At 57.4% G+C, this 14797-nt stretch carries 17 protein-coding genes; 8 read left to right on the top strand and 9 right to left on the bottom strand.

All coding sequences use genetic code 11. The features are described from left to right. Positions 1-49: 49 nt before the first annotated feature. Complete coding sequence (gene aroE / locus RX972_RS08825) at positions 50-871, top strand: shikimate dehydrogenase (RefSeq protein ID WP_316874111.1); 822 nt, start codon at positions 50-52, stop codon at positions 869-871. Here aroE and RX972_RS08820 read toward each other — a convergent pair. From RX972_RS08820 to betC, 3 genes are all read right to left on the bottom strand, one after another. Beyond that, positions 868-2436, bottom strand: coding sequence for a SulP family inorganic anion transporter (locus RX972_RS08820; protein WP_316874110.1), 1569 nt, complete (start codon positions 2434-2436; stop codon positions 868-870). The genes aroE and RX972_RS08820 overlap by 4 nt on opposite strands. Before the next feature lie 164 nt (positions 2437-2600). Then, a complete protein-coding gene (gene choX / locus RX972_RS08815; protein ID WP_231674861.1) occupies positions 2601-3527 on the bottom strand; it encodes a choline ABC transporter substrate-binding protein in 927 nt (308 codons plus the stop codon). Positions 3528-3561: 34 nt separating this feature from the next. Beyond that, positions 3562-5067 carry a choline-sulfatase gene (betC, locus tag RX972_RS08810; protein ID WP_316874109.1) on the bottom strand — a complete coding sequence of 502 codons (1506 nt, stop codon included), beginning with the start codon at positions 5065-5067 and terminating at the stop codon, positions 3562-3564. 115 nt (positions 5068-5182) lie between these two features. Here betC and RX972_RS08805 point away from each other — a divergent pair, with 115 nt between their 5' ends. Then, positions 5183-6133, top strand: coding sequence for a choline sulfate utilization transcriptional regulator (locus tag RX972_RS08805; protein ID WP_099270213.1), 951 nt, complete (start codon positions 5183-5185; stop codon positions 6131-6133). A 152-nt stretch (positions 6134-6285) separates the two neighbouring features. Then, complete coding sequence (locus RX972_RS08800) at positions 6286-6618, top strand: DOPA 4,5-dioxygenase family protein (RefSeq protein ID WP_316874106.1); 333 nt, start codon at positions 6286-6288, stop codon at positions 6616-6618. Between the two features lie 163 nt (positions 6619-6781). On the opposite strand, the gene RX972_RS08795 is transcribed toward RX972_RS08800, so the two are convergent. The 3 genes from RX972_RS08795 to trpB all read right to left on the bottom strand — a co-directional run bounded on the left by RX972_RS08795 (position 6782) and on the right by trpB (position 9453). After that, positions 6782-7291, bottom strand: coding sequence for an anti-virulence regulator CigR family protein (locus RX972_RS08795; protein ID WP_231674858.1), 510 nt, complete (start codon positions 7289-7291; stop codon positions 6782-6784). A gap of 123 nt (positions 7292-7414) precedes the next feature. Next, entirely contained in the window at positions 7415-8227 is an 813-nt protein-coding gene (gene trpA / locus RX972_RS08790) for a tryptophan synthase subunit alpha (protein WP_027901552.1), read from the bottom strand. Next, positions 8224-9453 (bottom strand): tryptophan synthase subunit beta, encoded by a 1230-nt coding sequence (gene trpB / locus RX972_RS08785; RefSeq protein WP_027901551.1) that lies wholly within the window; start codon positions 9451-9453, stop codon positions 8224-8226. The genes trpA and trpB overlap by 4 nt, the downstream gene beginning before the upstream one ends. 124 nt (positions 9454-9577) lie before the next feature. Here trpB and RX972_RS08780 point away from each other — a divergent pair, with 124 nt between their 5' ends. Continuing rightward, the gene (locus RX972_RS08780) at positions 9578-10477 is read left to right on the top strand and encodes a LysR family transcriptional regulator (RefSeq protein WP_316874101.1); all 900 of its coding nucleotides are present in this window, start codon (positions 9578-9580) and stop codon (positions 10475-10477) included. A 16-nt stretch (positions 10478-10493) separates the two neighbouring features. On the opposite strand, the gene RX972_RS08775 is transcribed toward RX972_RS08780, so the two are convergent. Beyond that, positions 10494-10820, bottom strand: coding sequence for a YqjD family protein (locus RX972_RS08775; RefSeq protein ID WP_027901549.1), 327 nt, complete (start codon positions 10818-10820; stop codon positions 10494-10496). A 166-nt stretch (positions 10821-10986) separates the two neighbouring features. On the opposite strand from RX972_RS08775, the gene RX972_RS08770 reads away from it, so the two are divergent. Together RX972_RS08770 and RX972_RS08765 are read left to right on the top strand one after the other, a co-directional pair. Then, a complete protein-coding gene (locus RX972_RS08770; RefSeq protein WP_316874099.1) occupies positions 10987-11202 on the top strand; it encodes a dodecin in 216 nt (71 codons plus the stop codon). A 149-nt stretch (positions 11203-11351) separates the two neighbouring features. Then, positions 11352-11576 (top strand): DUF1161 domain-containing protein, encoded by a 225-nt coding sequence (locus RX972_RS08765; RefSeq protein ID WP_027901547.1) that lies wholly within the window; start codon positions 11352-11354, stop codon positions 11574-11576. Positions 11577-11930: 354 nt separating this feature from the next. Here the strand turns inward: RX972_RS08765 and RX972_RS08760 are convergent, their stop codons facing one another. Then, positions 11931-12932: an LLM class flavin-dependent oxidoreductase gene (locus RX972_RS08760; protein ID WP_231674856.1), complete on the bottom strand. Its 1002-nt coding sequence runs from the start codon at positions 12930-12932 to the stop codon at positions 11931-11933. A gap of 244 nt (positions 12933-13176) precedes the next feature. Here RX972_RS08760 and RX972_RS08755 point away from each other — a divergent pair, with 244 nt between their 5' ends. Continuing rightward, on the top strand, positions 13177-13608 hold the full coding sequence (locus RX972_RS08755; RefSeq protein WP_027901545.1) for an OsmC family protein: 432 nt from the start codon (positions 13177-13179) through the stop codon (positions 13606-13608). Positions 13609-13730: 122 nt separating this feature from the next. Here the strand turns inward: RX972_RS08755 and RX972_RS08750 are convergent, their stop codons facing one another. After that, positions 13731-14390 (bottom strand): hypothetical protein, encoded by a 660-nt coding sequence (locus RX972_RS08750; protein ID WP_176560676.1) that lies wholly within the window; start codon positions 14388-14390, stop codon positions 13731-13733. Positions 14391-14561: 171 nt separating this feature from the next. On the opposite strand from RX972_RS08750, the gene RX972_RS08745 reads away from it, so the two are divergent. Next, entirely contained in the window at positions 14562-14795 is a 234-nt protein-coding gene (locus RX972_RS08745; protein ID WP_027901543.1) for a DUF1161 domain-containing protein, read from the top strand. Positions 14796-14797 lie beyond the last annotated feature (2 nt).

Below are 14797 nucleotides of genomic sequence, written 5' to 3'. Positions count from 1 at the left end.
CAGCTCCCACAGGGTTCAGTATTCACAAGCTCGGCTTTCAGGAAACCCAATGGATCACTACGCCGTCTTCGGCAACCCCATCGGTCATAGCAAGTCACCGCTTATCCATGGACTGTTCGCCGAGCAGACCGGTCAGCAGTTGGATTACTGCACGGCTCTCGCGCCGCGGGATGACTTCCCGGCATTCGCGATGGCTTTCTTCAGCGAAGGCCGTGGAGCCAACGTGACAGTGCCGTTCAAGGAGCAGGCCTATCGCATGGTCGACAGCCTGACCGAACGCGCCCGGCGTGCAGGCGCGGTCAACACCTTGAGCAAGCTGGCTGACGGGACCCTGCTGGGCGATAACACGGATGGCGCGGGCCTGGTGCGGGATCTGACGGTCAACTGCGGCGTAAGCCTTCGCGGCAAACGCATATTGTTGCTCGGTGCGGGGGGCGCAGTGCGCGGTGCGCTGGAACCGTTGTTGGCCGAGCGTCCGTCGGTATTGGTGATCGCTAATCGAACCGTAGAAAAAGCCGAGCTACTCGCCCAGCAATTCGCTGATCTGGGGCCGGTGTTTGCCAGCGGCTTCGATTGGCTGGAAGAGTCCGTTGACGTGATCATCAACGCCACCTCCGCTAGCCTGGCCGGAGAGCTGCCGCCGATTTCGCCGAGCCTGATCGAGCCCGGTAAAACCTTCTGCTACGACATGATGTACGGCAGCGAGCCTACGGCGTTTTGTCGATGGGCCGCCGAGCACGGCGCAGCACAATCGGTGGATGGCTTGGGCATGCTGGTCGAGCAAGCCGCAGAGGCCTTCCTGTTATGGCGCGGCGTGCGACCGGACTCTGCGCCAGTGCTGGCCGAATTGCGCAGGCAACTCGGCGCTTAATCTTCGAACCGGATCGGGCATTTCTCCTCCCCTTCCAGCTTGCGCAATTCTTCGATCACCTGCGGCCTGGCCCGACGCAACGTCAGGGTTCGGCCGTGATCACGCAGGCGTCGGGCTTCCTGATGAAGCATCTCGACGCCGGAGTAATCGATGAAGTTGATGTGCTGCGCCTCAATGACCACGTGTTTGCCTTCAGTGCGCTGCAGTCTTGTCTGCAAATAGTGGCTGGCACCAAAAAAGATCGAGCCGCCCACGCGCATGATGTCTTCGTCGCCGTCGCGCCACTGCTGCACGACTGGCTGTGAGGTTCGCTTGAGGTAGAAGAACAACGACGCCAGCACCCCTGCGTAAATCGCGGTTTGCAGTTCGAGTAGCAACGTCGCGACGCAGGTCAGGGCCATGACCAGAAACTCGGAGCGACTGACCCGGTACAAGGCACGAATACCCCGCCGGTCCACCAGCCCCCAACAAATCAGCAGAATTGAAGCCGCCATGGCCGGAATCGGAATGTGCGCGATCAACGATGCTCCGGCGACGGCAAACAGCGCCACCCACAACGCGGAAAATATGCCGGCCAAGGGTGAGTTGGCGCCCGCTTCAAAACTCAGTGCCGAGCGCGTAAACGAACCCGCTGACAGAAACCCTGAGAACAGGCTGCCACCCATGTTCGACAGCCCTTGGGCGCGGACTTCCTGATTGGCGTCGATCAGTTGCTGGGAGCGGGTGGACAGCGAGCGGGAAATCGACAGGCTGTTAACCAGCCCGAGCATGCCCACCGCCACGGCGGAGGGCAGCAGTTTGAGGATCAGTTCCGGGTCCAGCGGCAGCGGGCTCAACGGCGGTAGATGGCCGACGAATGCGGAAACCACGCGCACATGGCCAAACATCGCAGGCCAGAGCCAGACCAGCAGACTGGAGGCGATCAGGGTGATCAACAAAGTTGGCCAGCGCGGTACCAGCAGCTTCAGCACTATGCCGAGCACCAGCGTCAGCAAACCCAGAATGAGTGACGGCGTGTCCAGCTCACCTCGATGTTCCAGCACTGCAACCAGGCTTTTCAGGGCTGTAGTCTGGCTGGGTAAATCAATACCGATCAGGTTGGGCATCTGCCCCAAGGCAATCACTACGGCAGCACCCAGGGTGAAGCCGAGCACTACCGAATGTGAGACGAAGTTCACCAGCGCGCCGAAACGCACCATGCCGAGCAACAGCTGGAACAGCCCGGCAATGAACGTCAGCAACAGAATCAGGGTGATGTAATCCTGACTGGCGGGGACCGCCAGCGGGCTGATACTGGCGTAGAGCACGACTGAAATCGCCGCTGTCGGCCCGCAGATCAAATGCCAGGAAGATCCCCACAAACAGGCGATCATGACCGGCACTATCGCCGCGTATAAACCGTACTCGGCAGGCAGGCCGGCGATCAGGGCGTAAGCGATGGATTGCGGCAGGGCCAGAATCGCCCCGCTCAACCCTACTACCGCATCACGACCCACGGTGGCACGAGTCTGTCGGGGGAGCCAGGCAAGAAACGGCAGGAATTTATGGCGATTGAGCCAACCCATGAAACGCTCTTCGAAGGATTGCGGAAGGGTAAGGGTGAAGGGTCAGGCAATGGGGTGCAAGGTTCCATGCATCTGTAGGAGCTGCCGAAGGCTGCGAAGCAATATTCCTGACATATCGTATCGCAGCCTTCGGCAGCTCCTACAGCTTTGTGTGATTAGTCCTTTTAAAGCTTCGCCTTCACCGCCGCCAGTGCATCTTTGTCATCGATGGTCTTCACGCCATCCAGCCATTTATCCAGCACGGCCGGGTTTGATTTGATCCAGGCTTTGGCCGCGGCAGCATTGGTGACTTTGTTGTTGGTCACGTCGGCCATGATGCTGTTTTCCATCTCCTGAGTGAACGTCAGGTTGGTCAGCAGCTTGCCTACATTCGGGCATGCTTCGGCGTAACCTTTACGGGTCAGGGTGTGCACGGTGCCGGTGTCGCCGAAGTATTTCTCGCCGCCTTTGAGGTAATGCAGGCCTTTGATCTGCACGTTCATCGGGTGCGGCGTCCAGCCGAGGAACACCACGAACTGGTCTTTTTTCACCCGGCGATTCACTTCCGCCAACATCGCTTGCTCGCTGGATTCGACAAGCTTCCAGCTGCCCAGATCGAATTCGTTTTCCTTGATGATTTTCTGAATCGACAGGTTGGCGGGCGCGCCGGAGCCAATTCCGTAAACCTTTTTCTCGAACTTGTCGGCGAATTTGTTCAGGTCGGCAAAGTTATGCACACCCGCGTCCCAGACGTAATCCGGTACGGCCAGGGTGAATTCGGTGCCGTCCAGGTTCTTCGCCAACTGGGTGACATCCCCGGTTGCGACGAACTTGTCATAGAAACCCTGCTGCGCTGGCATCCAGTTGCCGAGGAAGACGTCCAGCTTGCCATCCTTGAGACCGCCGTAGGCAATCGGCACCGCCAGGGTGTCGACCTTGGCCTTGTAGCCCATCCCGTCCAGCAGGAAGCCGGCAATGGCGTTGGTTGCAGCAATGTCGCTCCAGCCCGGATCGGCCATTCTGACGGTGCTGCAACTTTGCTCGGCAGCCTGTACCGCAAGGCTGCTCAATGCCATGACCCCAATCACGAGTGTTTTGGATAACGTCTTCATTAACTTCCCCTAGTTTTTTGATTTTTTGGCAGGGTCAAGGTTGTGGATAACGTGCCTTGCGCTCCAGATCGTCCAGATCAATATGGTTGCGCATGTACTGCTGACTGGCGTCTACCAGCGGCTGGTGATCCCAACTCTTCAGCTTGCCGAGTGCCAGCGATTCAGCGACAAAGCGCCTTCTGCGCTGGCTGGCGAGCACCTGGTGGTGTATCGCCGGTATATCCCACTTGGCTCGTGCTTCAGCCAGGAATTCAGTAAACAGTTGCTGGTGAGTGTCCGACTGGCTCAGCTCTTCCAGCTCCTGTGGATCGTTATGGACATCGAACAGCAGGCATGGGTCCTGCTCCGAATAAATGAATTTGTACGCGCCGCGCCGGATCATCATCAGCGGGCTGTTAGTGCCCTCGGCCATGTACTCGCCAAACACTTCGTCATGACCCCCCTCGCCCAGAAGATGCGGCATCAGTGATTGACCGTCCAGTGGCAGGCCATCCACCAGTTCCCCTTCTGCCATGGCGACAAATGTTGGCAGCAAATCAGCTGTGGAAACTGCGGCACCAACACGTCCGGCCTTGTAATGACCTGGCGCATAAACCAGCAGCGGTACGCGAGCTGCCATTTCAAACCAGTGCATTTTGTACCAGAGACCACGTTCGCCCAGCATGTCGCCATGATCGCCGGAGAACACAATGATGGTGTCGTCCGCCAGGCCGATGTCTTCCAGCGTCTGCATCAGCTTGCCGACGTTGCTGTCGATGTAGCTGCACGCGCCGAAATAAGCACGCCGTGCATCGCGGATTTTCTCCTCGGGTAACGGCTTGTCCCAGAGATCATAGACTTTCATCAGGCGTTGGGAGTGCGGATCCTGATCGGCCTGATCCGGCTGATGACGAGGCATCGGGATTTCGTCGTCGCTGTACAGATCCCAGAACGGTTTCGGGATGGTGTACGGATCGTGCGGGTGAGTCATGGAAACCGTCAGGCAGAACGGTTGATCGCCGTCGTTGCGCACGTGATCGAACAGGTATTGCTGGGCTTTGAAGACCACTTCTTCATCGAAGTCCAGCTGGTTGGTGCGCACGCATGGGCCAGCCTGCAGCACCGACGCCATGTTGTGATACCAGGTCGGACGCACATCCGGCGCGTCCCAATTGACGGACCAGCCATAGTCGGCGGGGTAGATATCACTGGTCAGGCGCTCTTCGTAGCCATGCAACTGGTCAGGCCCGCAGAAGTGCATCTTGCCCGACAGCGCAGTCTTGTAGCCCAGGCGGCGCAGATGGTGCGCGTAAGTCGGGATGTCTGCCGGGAATTCCGCGGCATTGTCGTAAGCGCCGATCTTGCTGGGCAACTGCCCGCTGACCAGCGTGAAACGCGATGGCGCGCACAGTGGGCTGTTGCAGTAAGCGGCATCGAACACCACACCTTCAGCGGCGAGGCGGCTCAAATGGGGCATCTTGATGGGAGATGAGGCGTAGAACGGCAACATCGGCGCGGCCATTTGATCGGCCATGATGAAAAGAATATTTTTGCGCTTCATGTATTTCGCGGCATCCCATAGTGAATATTTATGCGAAAGTGCTGCGATTGAGGATGGGACCCATGGGATTTAAGGTAAAGCCCATGCATGGCAATGCCTAGGATAAGTACAGCTTATGTTTGAATCGCTCGGTGATATCTCGCTGGATCTGCTGCGGGCATTTGAGTCCGCAGCGCGCCTACGCAGTTTTACAGCCGCAGCCATTGAGCTGGGCACCACTCAGCCAGCCGTGAGCCAGCAGATCAAACGCCTGGAAGAACAACTGGCCACCCGGTTGTTTGACCGGATCTACCGTGGCATCGAGCTGACGGATGCAGGCGACATTCTTTTCAGCCATGTGCAGACCGGCTTGCAGTCGATGGACGCAGGTTTGATCGCGATCACCCATCAGCATCAACACGAAGTACTGCAGGTCGCCACCGACTTTGCTTTCGCCGCCTACTGGCTGATGCCTCGCCTGCATCGTTTTCACGAAGCTCATCCGGACGTGGACGTCAGTCTCGTCACCAGTGAGCGCAGTCACAGCATGCTGCGCGCCGATATCGACGTTGCCGTCCTGTTCGGAGATGGGCGTTTCAAGCAGGGCGAGAGCCGCTGGTTGTTCAGCGAGGAAGTCTTCCCGGTGTGCAGCCCGCAGTTACTGGCCGGACGAGAGCCGCCCTTGCCCACTGACGTCTTGCGTGAGTTCCCGCTGCTGCATTTGCGAGGCGAAGGCAGCGCCAACTGGTTCGATTGGGGCGGCGTGTTTCGAGCCTTGAACATTCACCAGGCCCCTGCTCCCGGACAGCTGCGCTTCGACAACTACACCTTGCTGATTCAGGCAGCCATTGCGGGCCAGGGCGTCGCCATCGGCTGGCGTCATCTCGTGGACGCCCTGCTCGATCAAGGTTTGCTATGTCGCCCTGTGGATGCAACAGCAGTCTCCGCTTATGGCTATTACGTTGTGCTGCCGCAACGTAAACGGCGGGTGCAGATCGTTCAGCAGTTTGTGGATTGGCTGGCGAGTGAGCAGGCGCAGAGCGGGACTTCGTTGACGGGCAGGCCATTGCCGTCGATTGCGGTTTGAATAGGGGGCAGCGCTATTGCGCAGCAAGCAATGAATATGTAGGAGCTGCCGAAGGCTGCGATGGCGGAGTGTCAGAAGTACCGCTTTCGCAGCCTTCGGCAGCTCCTACATAGAGTGCATTTAATAGTTGGTCGAAAGGAGCACTTACGCCCATGTCAGAGATTCAGGGTTATCACGCCCACGTTTACTTCGATGCTGACACTCTCGAGCAGGCACGTGCCTTGTGTGAGGCGGCGGTCGAGAAGTTTGGCTTGGCGATGGGCAGGGTTCACGAGCGGCCGGTTGGCCCGCATACCGACTGGAGTTGCCAGTTGGCATTTGATCATCAGCAGTTTGCCGATGTGATGCTTTGGCTGGCGCTGAATCGCAATGGTCTGGTGGTGTTTACCCATCCGCTGACTGGCGATGAGCTGGCGGATCATACCGAGCATGCGATCTGGATGGGGGCGGTTCGGCCTTTGAATCTAGGGATGTTCAGGCGCTAATGCGAACTAAATCAGAACCTGTGGCTCTGACACCGCGCTGTCTTGCAGTAGACATTGGATCTGTAGGAGTGAGCTTGCTCGCGATGGCGTCAGTTCAGGCGATCAATTCGTCGGCCAAGAGACCCAATCGCGAGCAAGCTCACTCCTACAGTCAGGGTTTTTGTTAATTCAAAACACCATCCAGAATCGCGTAGACAATCCCGGTGCCCACGGCGATCAGTACCACGTCGCTACCCAGACGACGCCATTCGTAGCCATCGTAATGAGGCAGGTGTTGCAGCGAGCGCGAGTCCAGGCGTTTGCCGTAGCCCGGCGGCAATGGGTGGCCTTTGACCACATGAATGTTCGGCGGCAGCGGCTGACCACGGCCGATCACGTCGCGGTGCTGCTGAATGGTATTACGCACGCTATCAAAATTTTCCGGTGGACGATTGCCGCCGCGGTTGTCCTGATGCGCTTGCTGTTGCGGACGGTTGTCATTGCCTGGGCCCGGGTTTTGACCCTGTCTGCCCTGCTCATGACCACCTTTGCTCTGCGGACCTGGACCTTGTTGCTGACCTTGACGGTTATCGTCAGGGCCGCCGCGCTGATCTTGTGGCGCTGCTTGCAACAGCGGACTGGCGCTGATCATCAAGATACCCAGCCCGGCAATCAAACGGTTCGGCAGTTTCATGTGTTGCTCCTGAAGAATTCAATGCAGCAAAAAGGGGTTCAAGGCATGAACCCTGAACCCCTTTGCCTGACTACTTAGTACAGGTGTTTGCGCTTTGATTCCTCTGTATCAGGAACTTTACCTTCAGCTCACACGAGCTTTACGTACGCCCTCAGCCAAGGCTGCACACAGGCTCAACACATCATCGACGCCCTGCTCTGGCGAGGCGGCATTGGCGATCTTGTCCACCAGTGCCGAACCCACCACTACACCGTCTGCGAGGCGAGCGATGGCTGCCGCCTGCTCCGGGGTGCGAATGCCAAAACCGACACAGATCGGCAGGCTGGTGTGGCGATGCAGACGCTCAATTGCGCCTTCAACGTGCTCCATCGTCGCCGAGCCTGCACCGGTCACACCCGCAACCGACACGTAATAGACAAAGCCGGAGCTGCGCTCAAGAACACGCGGCAGACGCGCATCGTCGGTGGTCGGCGTGGTCAGGCGGATGAAGTCGATGCCGGAAGCCTGAGCGGGCGTCGCCAGTTCGGCGTCATGCTCGGGTGGCAAGTCGACGATGATCAAGCCATCAACGCCCGCTTCGCTGGCAGCGGCGACGAATTTTTCCACACCATAACGATGGATAGGGTTGTAGTAACCCATCAGCACGATCGGCGTGGTTTGGTCGTCGACGCGGAACTCGCTGACCATCTGCAGGGTTTTCAGCAGCGTCTGCCCGGCATCCAGAGCACGCAGGGTGGCAAGTTGAATTGCCACGCCATCGGCCATTGGGTCGGTGAACGGCATGCCCAGTTCGATGACATCGGCACCGGCTGCAGGCAGGCCCTTGAGCACTTTCAGCGAGGTGTCATAACCCGGATCGCCTGCGGTGACGAAGGTCACCAGTGCCGCGCGGCCTTCGGTTTTCAGCTGGGCGAAACGTTGTTCGAGGCGGCTCATACCAGCATCTCCTTATTCTGTTCGGCGGCGGCCATGTGGTTCATGACGGTTTGCATGTCTTTGTCACCGCGACCCGAGAGGCATACGACCATCAGGTGATCATCGCGCAGGTTGGTGGCGCGCTTCATGGCTTCGGCCAGGGCGTGAGCAGTTTCCAGTGCCGGAATGATGCCTTCCAGCAGGCAGCAATGGTGGAAGGCTTCCAGCGCTTCTTCGTCGGTGATGCTGACGTATTCGACGCGCTTCACTTCGTGCAGGTAAGCGTGCTCCGGGCCGATGCCTGGGTAGTCCAGACCGGCAGAGATCGAATGCGCGTCGGTGATCTGACCATCGTTATCCTGCAGCAAGTACGTGCGGTTGCCGTGCAGGACGCCTGGTACACCACCGTTGAGGCTGGCGGCATGCTTGTCGGTCTCGACGCCATGACCACCGGCTTCGACACCGATGATTTCCACGCTGTTGTCATCCAGGAATGGATGGAACAGGCCCATGGCGTTGGAGCCGCCACCGACGCAAGCGATCAGGCTATCGGGCAGACGACCTTCTTTCTCTTGCATCTGAACCTTGGTTTCCTTGCCGATGACTGACTGGAAGTCACGAACCATCGCCGGATACGGGTGTGGGCCTGCCACGGTGCCGATTAGGTAGAAGGTGTCATCGACGTTGGTTACCCAGTCACGCAGAGCTTCGTTCATCGCGTCTTTCAGGGTGCCGGTACCGGAGGTGACCGGGACGATTTCAGCACCCAGCAACTTCATGCGGAATACGTTGGCTTGCTGACGCTCGATATCGGTAGCGCCCATGTAGATCACACATGGCAGGCCAAAGCGTGCAGCGACAGTGGCCGTCGCCACACCGTGCATGCCGGCGCCGGTTTCGGCGATCAGGCGCTTTTTGCCCATGCGCTTGGCCAGCAGGACCTGGCCGATGCAGTTATTGATCTTGTGCGCGCCGGTGTGATTCAGTTCTTCGCGCTTGAAGTAGATTTTTGCGCCGCCGCAGAACTCGGTCAGACGCTCAGCGAAGTACAGAGGGTTTGGACGACCGATGTAATCACGCTGGAAATAGGTCATTTGCTCGACAAATTCCGGGTCGGCTTTGGCAGCTTCGTACTCGCGATTCAGGTCGAGAACCAATGGCATCAAGGTTTCGGCAACGTAGCGGCCGCCGAATGAGCCGAACAAGCCGTTGGCGTCTGGGCCGCTGCTGAAGTTGGTCTGGGTCATGTGACCTCCAGGGTCGATAAGCGAATGAGTGAGCCGGATCGGCAATGGACACACTTTAACCAGAGCCAACTCATCTGAAAACCGATAAGATCGCCGCGACCTGTCAGGAAAACTCACAGATACCATGAGCCACGACCTTCCTCCGCTAAATGCATTAAGAGCCTTCGAAGCCACTGCACGCTTGAACAGCGTCAGTCAGGCTGCTGAACAGCTGCACGTGACTCACGGTGCAGTGAGTCGGCAACTGAAGGTGCTTGAAGAGCACCTGGGCGTCGCCTTGTTCGTCAAGGAGGGGCGTGGCCTTAAACTCACAGATGCAGGCGTTCGCCTTCGAGACGCCAGCGGCGATGCATTCGACCGCCTGCGCGCGGTGTGTGCCGAGCTCAGTCAGGGCCATGCAGATGCTCCTTTTGTATTGGGCTGTTCCGGAAGCTTGCTGGCGCGCTGGTTCATTCCTCGTCTGGGACGGCTGAATGCGGACTTGCCCGACCTGCGCCTGCACTTGTCAGCGGGCGAAGGTGATCTGGATCCGCGTCGCCCAGGGCTGGACGCGCTGCTGGTGTTCGCCGAGCCGCCATGGCCGGCGGACATGCAGGTTTTCGAGCTGGCGAGTGAGCGAATTGGCCCGGTGTTAAGCCCGCACTTTTCCCGTTATGCACAGTTGCAGCAGGCGTCGGTGGAAGAGTTGCTCAACGAAACCCTTCTGCAAACCACTTCACGGCCGCAAGCCTGGCCCAGTTGGGCGCAACAAAACGGCATCGACCCTAAGGCGCTGCAGTATGGGCAGGGTTTTGAGCATTTGTATTATTTGCTGGAGGCGGCCGTGGCTGGCCTGGGTGTTGCGATTGCGCCTGAGCCGCTGGTTGCAGATGACCTGCGGGCTGGTCGCCTGGTTGCGCCATGGGGTTTCAGCGAAACCCCGGCGCAACTGGCGCTCTGGGTTCCCAAACGTGCCGCTGACGGGCGCGCTCAATCATTAGCCAACTGGTTAAAAAATGAGCTGAAACGTTCGGGAAGGCCCTGAGCTGATTAGACTTTAATCAGTTGCCGCGTTTGAACAGCAGGTAGGCAGCCAGCAGGCCAACCGCGCCCACTGCAACACCGGCGGTAGTCCAAGGGTGCTCTTGCGCGTAGTCGCGAGTGGCAACGCTGGTTTCGCGGGTTTTGACTTTGACGTCTTCATACACATCGCTCAGCAGGCTGCGCGAGTGGCTGAGCGCGCTTTCAGCGTTGGCTTTCAAATTTTTGAGGGTCTTGCGCGACTCGTCCGACGCATCGGATTTCAAGCCTTCAAGTGATTTCAACAGACTTTCGATTTCCGCTTCCATGCTTTGAAGCGAGGCTTTACGTAGTGAAGTGCTAGCCATGATGTTTCTCCTGCGATGGTGAGTGGCGTGTGTTGTTTCCGACTACGGGCTTTTCAGAAAGTGCGTTTGGGTTTTTGTAAAATGCTGAACTTTTATGTCGCTTTTCCCCACAGAGGTAGGGAGCGTGCCCACTGCTGCGCTCGTAATGACCCTTAGGAGAACTGCCATGACTGATCATCACACTTACAAGAAGGTTGAGCTGGTTGGCTCGTCTACCACCACCATCGAAGACGCGATCAACAACGCGTTGGCCGAGGCCAGCAAGAGCATCAATCATCTGGAATGGTTCGAAGTGACTGAGACCCGTGGTCATATTGAAGACGGCAAGGTTCCGCACTTCCAGGTCACCCTGAAAGTAGGCTTTCGGATTGCCAACAGCTGATCATTGCTGAACTTTCGCACTGGCTTATTGCCATATCCTCCGCTACACAGATAGAGCCCGCTGTTGCGAACAATCGTCGGCGTGGTTAATTCTTTCAGGTCGTTTGCCCCGTAAATGACCTGATTTGGCCTGACGAAGGAGTTTGACCAATGAAGAAGTTTCTATTGGCGGTAGGTTTGCTGAGCATTGCCGGGACCACCCTGGCGGCTGGCAAGCCGTGCGAAGAGTTGAAAGCTGAAATTGACGCAAAGCTGCAGGCTAAAGGCGCTTCGTCCTACACGCTTGAAGTCGTCGACAAAGGCAGCGTGACCGACAAGAAAGTTGTCGGCAGCTGTGAAGGCGGCGCCAAGGAAATCGTGTATCAGCGCGGCTGATCAGATTGCAGATACAAAAAAACCGACTCGTTGAAGTCGGTTTTTTTGTGGGCTTTCTCGACCGCAGATACCTGTGGGACCGAATTCATTCGGGAAGGCGGCATTCCTGACGACGCAGATGTTGTGAATGTCCCGGCCCCTTCGCGAATGAATTCGCTCCCACACAGGCTGTGTGAAAACCTCACGAGCCAATTAGCTGGCTAAAAAACGCTCAAAAAACCGCGCTCCTACGTGAGTTGGAGGTCTGTGACCTACACAAACTTTTAAAGATTTCACGTGAGCGCGCGCAGTTTGTTTTTGTCTGAGGGTTTTCACACAGTCTGCACAGGTTCAGTTGCGGTTCTGAAACTGATATTAGCCTCTTGCTGCCTCAGCCAGAATTTCATACGAGCGCAAGCGATCGTCATGCTCATACATGTCGCAGGTGAAGATCAGTTCATCTGCGTCTGTCTGCTCCAGCAAGACATCCAGCCGTGCACGGATTTTTTCTTTGCTGCCGACCATGGCCAGGCCGAGGAAATCGCTCACCGCTTCACGTTCATGAGGCAACCACAGCCCTTCCATGCTTTTCACAGGCGGCTTCTGCATCAATGTCTGGCCGCGCATCAGCGAAAGAATCCGCTGATACAGCGATGTCGCCAGATACTCTGCATGCTCATCCGTATCGGCGGCCACCAGCGGCACGCCGAGCATCACGTATGGCTTGTCCAGCACCGCTGAAGGTTCGAAGTGATTGCGATAAACCCGGATGGCTTCATGCATGTAGCGCGGCGCGAAGTGCGACGCGAATGCATAAGGCAACCCGCGTTGCCCGGCCAGTTGGGCACTGAACAGACTTGAGCCCAGTAACCAGATCGGCACATTGGTACCAGTGCCCGGAACGGCGATGACTCGCTGATCAGGTGTGCGTGGGCCAAGGTAGGCCATCAGCTCAGCCACATCTTCGGGGAAGTCATCAGCACTGCCAGAGCGCTCCCGGCGCAAGGCCCGGGCGGTCATTTGATCGGAACCCGGTGCGCGACCCAGACCCAGATCGATCCGGCCCGGATACAGACTTGCCAGGGTGCCGAACTGTTCGGCGATCACCAGTGGTGCATGGTTGGGCAGCATGATCCCACCGGAACCGACGCGAATGGTCGATGTGCCGCCCGCCAGATAGCCAAGCAGCACTGAAGTGGCCGAACTGGCGATGCCATCCATGTTGTGATGTTCGGCCACCCAGAAGCGGTTGTAGCCCAGTTTTTCGACGTGTTGCGCCAGGTCAAGCGAGTTGCGCAGGGACTGAGCAGGACCTGAGTCGTGGCGTACGGGTACCAGATCAAGCGTGGAAATCTTCACATCAGCTAAACGTTTCATAGGTCGTCAACGATCCTCGAAAGTGTTTTGCAGGCTTGGCGCATGACCCGTCAGATGGAGAAAACGCTAATGACCGAAACCCGCGGTTGCTTAAGAGGATAAGGGCATATGCTCCAGATTCAATCCCTAAAGTAGAAAAATGCTACTTTATTTTCGGATCGTTCCTACAGTTGAACTTTCCAGACCGAGCTATCCTCAGAACCCTTAACCCCGTGCGAAACGCACTTATCCATGAGGAGACACCATGAGCATTGTCAAAAAAGCATCGGCCCACTGGGAAGGCGACCTGAAGACTGGCATCGGCAGCATCTCCACTGAAACCGGCGTACTGCGTGAAGCGCCTTACGGCTTCAAGGCTCGTTTTGAAGGCGGCAAAGGCACCAACCCAGAAGAGTTGATTGGCGCAGCGCACGCAGGCTGTTTCTCCATGGCGCTGTCGATGATCCTGGGCGGCGAGAACCTCACCGCTGAAAGCATCGATACGACGGCAGACGTCACTCTGGATCAGGTTGATGGCGGCTTCGCGATCACAGCAGTTCATTTGACGCTGAAGGCCAAAGTGCCAGGCGCGACTCAAGAGCAGTTCGACAAGCTGACCACTATGGCCAAAGAAGGCTGCCCGGTCTCGAAAGTCCTGAATGCAAAAATCACTCTGGACGCTACGCTGCTTAGCTGATCGGTTCAGGGCATATGATTGAACTGTAGGAGCTGCCGAAGGCTGCGATAGCGGTGTCTCAGGACTATCGCTTTCGCAGCCTTCGGCAGCTCCTACAGTGTTCGGCGTAGGGTCGACTCTCTCTACCCCTCCACATCCAGCATCCATTGCCGACGTACCTTGCGACGGTGCCACGCCGAGTTGTACTGCAGGCTTTCCCGTGACTGCGCAATCAGCTGGCAGCCATCCTCCTCAGCATTACTAAGCTCAAATCCCCGGCTTGCACCAATGGCGTGCTTGTCAGAGCCGTAGAATGCGATCACACGCACTTCCAGGCTGGAAAACTTCCACTCTTGCGCTGGTTTTTGACCCTGCATGGGAATCGCGTGAAGCAGCGCCAGACGCTGGATGAGCGAAGCGAAAGAGCCGATATGCGTGAAGTCGCCCGTGCCCAATGGCCCTTGGCGAGTCGCGTTGTGCAGAATCAGATCCTGTTCGATCTCGCCTTTGCTTTCTTCCCGGATGTCCGTGACATCGCAGCATAGCTGGCCCTGATTGGTATTGAGTACCAGCACGATCTGATTGATGAAGATGGGCTCGGCGCTCATGTTGCTGATCAGGCACAGCGAGCCGATGCCTTTACCTGCGCCCCTATTGATAATGATCCGCGGTCGACGCTGGCGGCGATAATTATTCAACAGCAGTTGTGCGTAGAGCACCCAGACGATCAGCGTACCGATGCTGATCAGGACCGTCAGGGCGTCCTTGTACTGGATAACCCATTGGATGAAAGGTGCGTTCATACATCACTCAGTCAGTTAATCGTCAGGATGTGATGAGCCGCTCACAAAGAAGTTCGACCCGACTGACGAGTGCCGAACTTGCTGAGACCGGGTAATGTCTATGGTGAGAAGCAGCGAAGGCGCGGGAATCATTCCGGCGCGTGCTGCTCTAGTGGTGTCGAGGAGTCGAGCATGAAACGTTTTGCATTAGCCGTACTGGGTCTTTCGCTGGCCACCAGCGCCCTCGCCGCGCCTAAAGACTGTGAAGAGTTGAAAGCCGAGATCGAAGCCAAGATTCAGGCCAATAACGTCAGTTCCTACACGCTGGAAATCGTCACCAATGACGAGGCCCAAGACCAGAACATGGTCGTTGGCACCTGCGATAACGGCACACGCAAAATCATCTACCAGAAAAACGATCGTTGATC

Source organism: Pseudomonas syringae group sp. J309-1 (genome assembly GCF_032582135.1).
Classification (GTDB): Bacteria; Pseudomonadota; Gammaproteobacteria; order Pseudomonadales; family Pseudomonadaceae; genus Aquipseudomonas; species Aquipseudomonas quasicaspiana.
The sequence above is the reverse complement of the archived record's forward strand: the minus strand, read 5'-3'. Positions and strand labels throughout refer to the sequence as shown.

What these genes read in the sequence shown, in the direction of transcription:
- RX972_RS08760 (WP_231674856.1), bottom strand. Translation starts at nt 12,932, where the DNA reads ATGAAACGTTTAGCTGATGTGAAGATTTCCACGCTTGATCTGGTACCC.
- RX972_RS08775 (WP_027901549.1), bottom strand. Translation starts at nt 10,820, where the DNA reads ATGGCTAGCACTTCACTACGTAAAGCCTCGCTTCAAAGCATGGAAGCG.
- RX972_RS08795 (WP_231674858.1), bottom strand. Translation starts at nt 7,291, where the DNA reads ATGAAACTGCCGAACCGTTTGATTGCCGGGCTGGGTATCTTGATGATC.
- trpB (WP_027901551.1), bottom strand. Translation starts at nt 9,453, where the DNA reads ATGACCCAGACCAACTTCAGCAGCGGCCCAGACGCCAACGGCTTGTTC.
- RX972_RS08780 (WP_316874101.1), top strand. Translation starts at nt 9,578, where the DNA reads ATGAGCCACGACCTTCCTCCGCTAAATGCATTAAGAGCCTTCGAAGCC.
- RX972_RS08805 (WP_099270213.1), top strand. Translation starts at nt 5,183, where the DNA reads ATGTTTGAATCGCTCGGTGATATCTCGCTGGATCTGCTGCGGGCATTT.
- RX972_RS08755 (WP_027901545.1), top strand. Translation starts at nt 13,177, where the DNA reads ATGAGCATTGTCAAAAAAGCATCGGCCCACTGGGAAGGCGACCTGAAG.
- RX972_RS08745 (WP_027901543.1), top strand. Translation starts at nt 14,562, where the DNA reads ATGAAACGTTTTGCATTAGCCGTACTGGGTCTTTCGCTGGCCACCAGC.
- betC (WP_316874109.1), bottom strand. Translation starts at nt 5,067, where the DNA reads ATGAAGCGCAAAAATATTCTTTTCATCATGGCCGATCAAATGGCCGCG.
- aroE (WP_316874111.1), top strand. Translation starts at nt 50, where the DNA reads ATGGATCACTACGCCGTCTTCGGCAACCCCATCGGTCATAGCAAGTCA.
- RX972_RS08765 (WP_027901547.1), top strand. Translation starts at nt 11,352, where the DNA reads ATGAAGAAGTTTCTATTGGCGGTAGGTTTGCTGAGCATTGCCGGGACC.
- choX (WP_231674861.1), bottom strand. Translation starts at nt 3,527, where the DNA reads ATGAAGACGTTATCCAAAACACTCGTGATTGGGGTCATGGCATTGAGC.
- RX972_RS08800 (WP_316874106.1), top strand. Translation starts at nt 6,286, where the DNA reads ATGTCAGAGATTCAGGGTTATCACGCCCACGTTTACTTCGATGCTGAC.
- RX972_RS08820 (WP_316874110.1), bottom strand. Translation starts at nt 2,436, where the DNA reads ATGGGTTGGCTCAATCGCCATAAATTCCTGCCGTTTCTTGCCTGGCTC.
- trpA (WP_027901552.1), bottom strand. Translation starts at nt 8,227, where the DNA reads ATGAGCCGCCTCGAACAACGTTTCGCCCAGCTGAAAACCGAAGGCCGC.
- RX972_RS08770 (WP_316874099.1), top strand. Translation starts at nt 10,987, where the DNA reads ATGACTGATCATCACACTTACAAGAAGGTTGAGCTGGTTGGCTCGTCT.
- RX972_RS08750 (WP_176560676.1), bottom strand. Translation starts at nt 14,390, where the DNA reads ATGAACGCACCTTTCATCCAATGGGTTATCCAGTACAAGGACGCCCTG.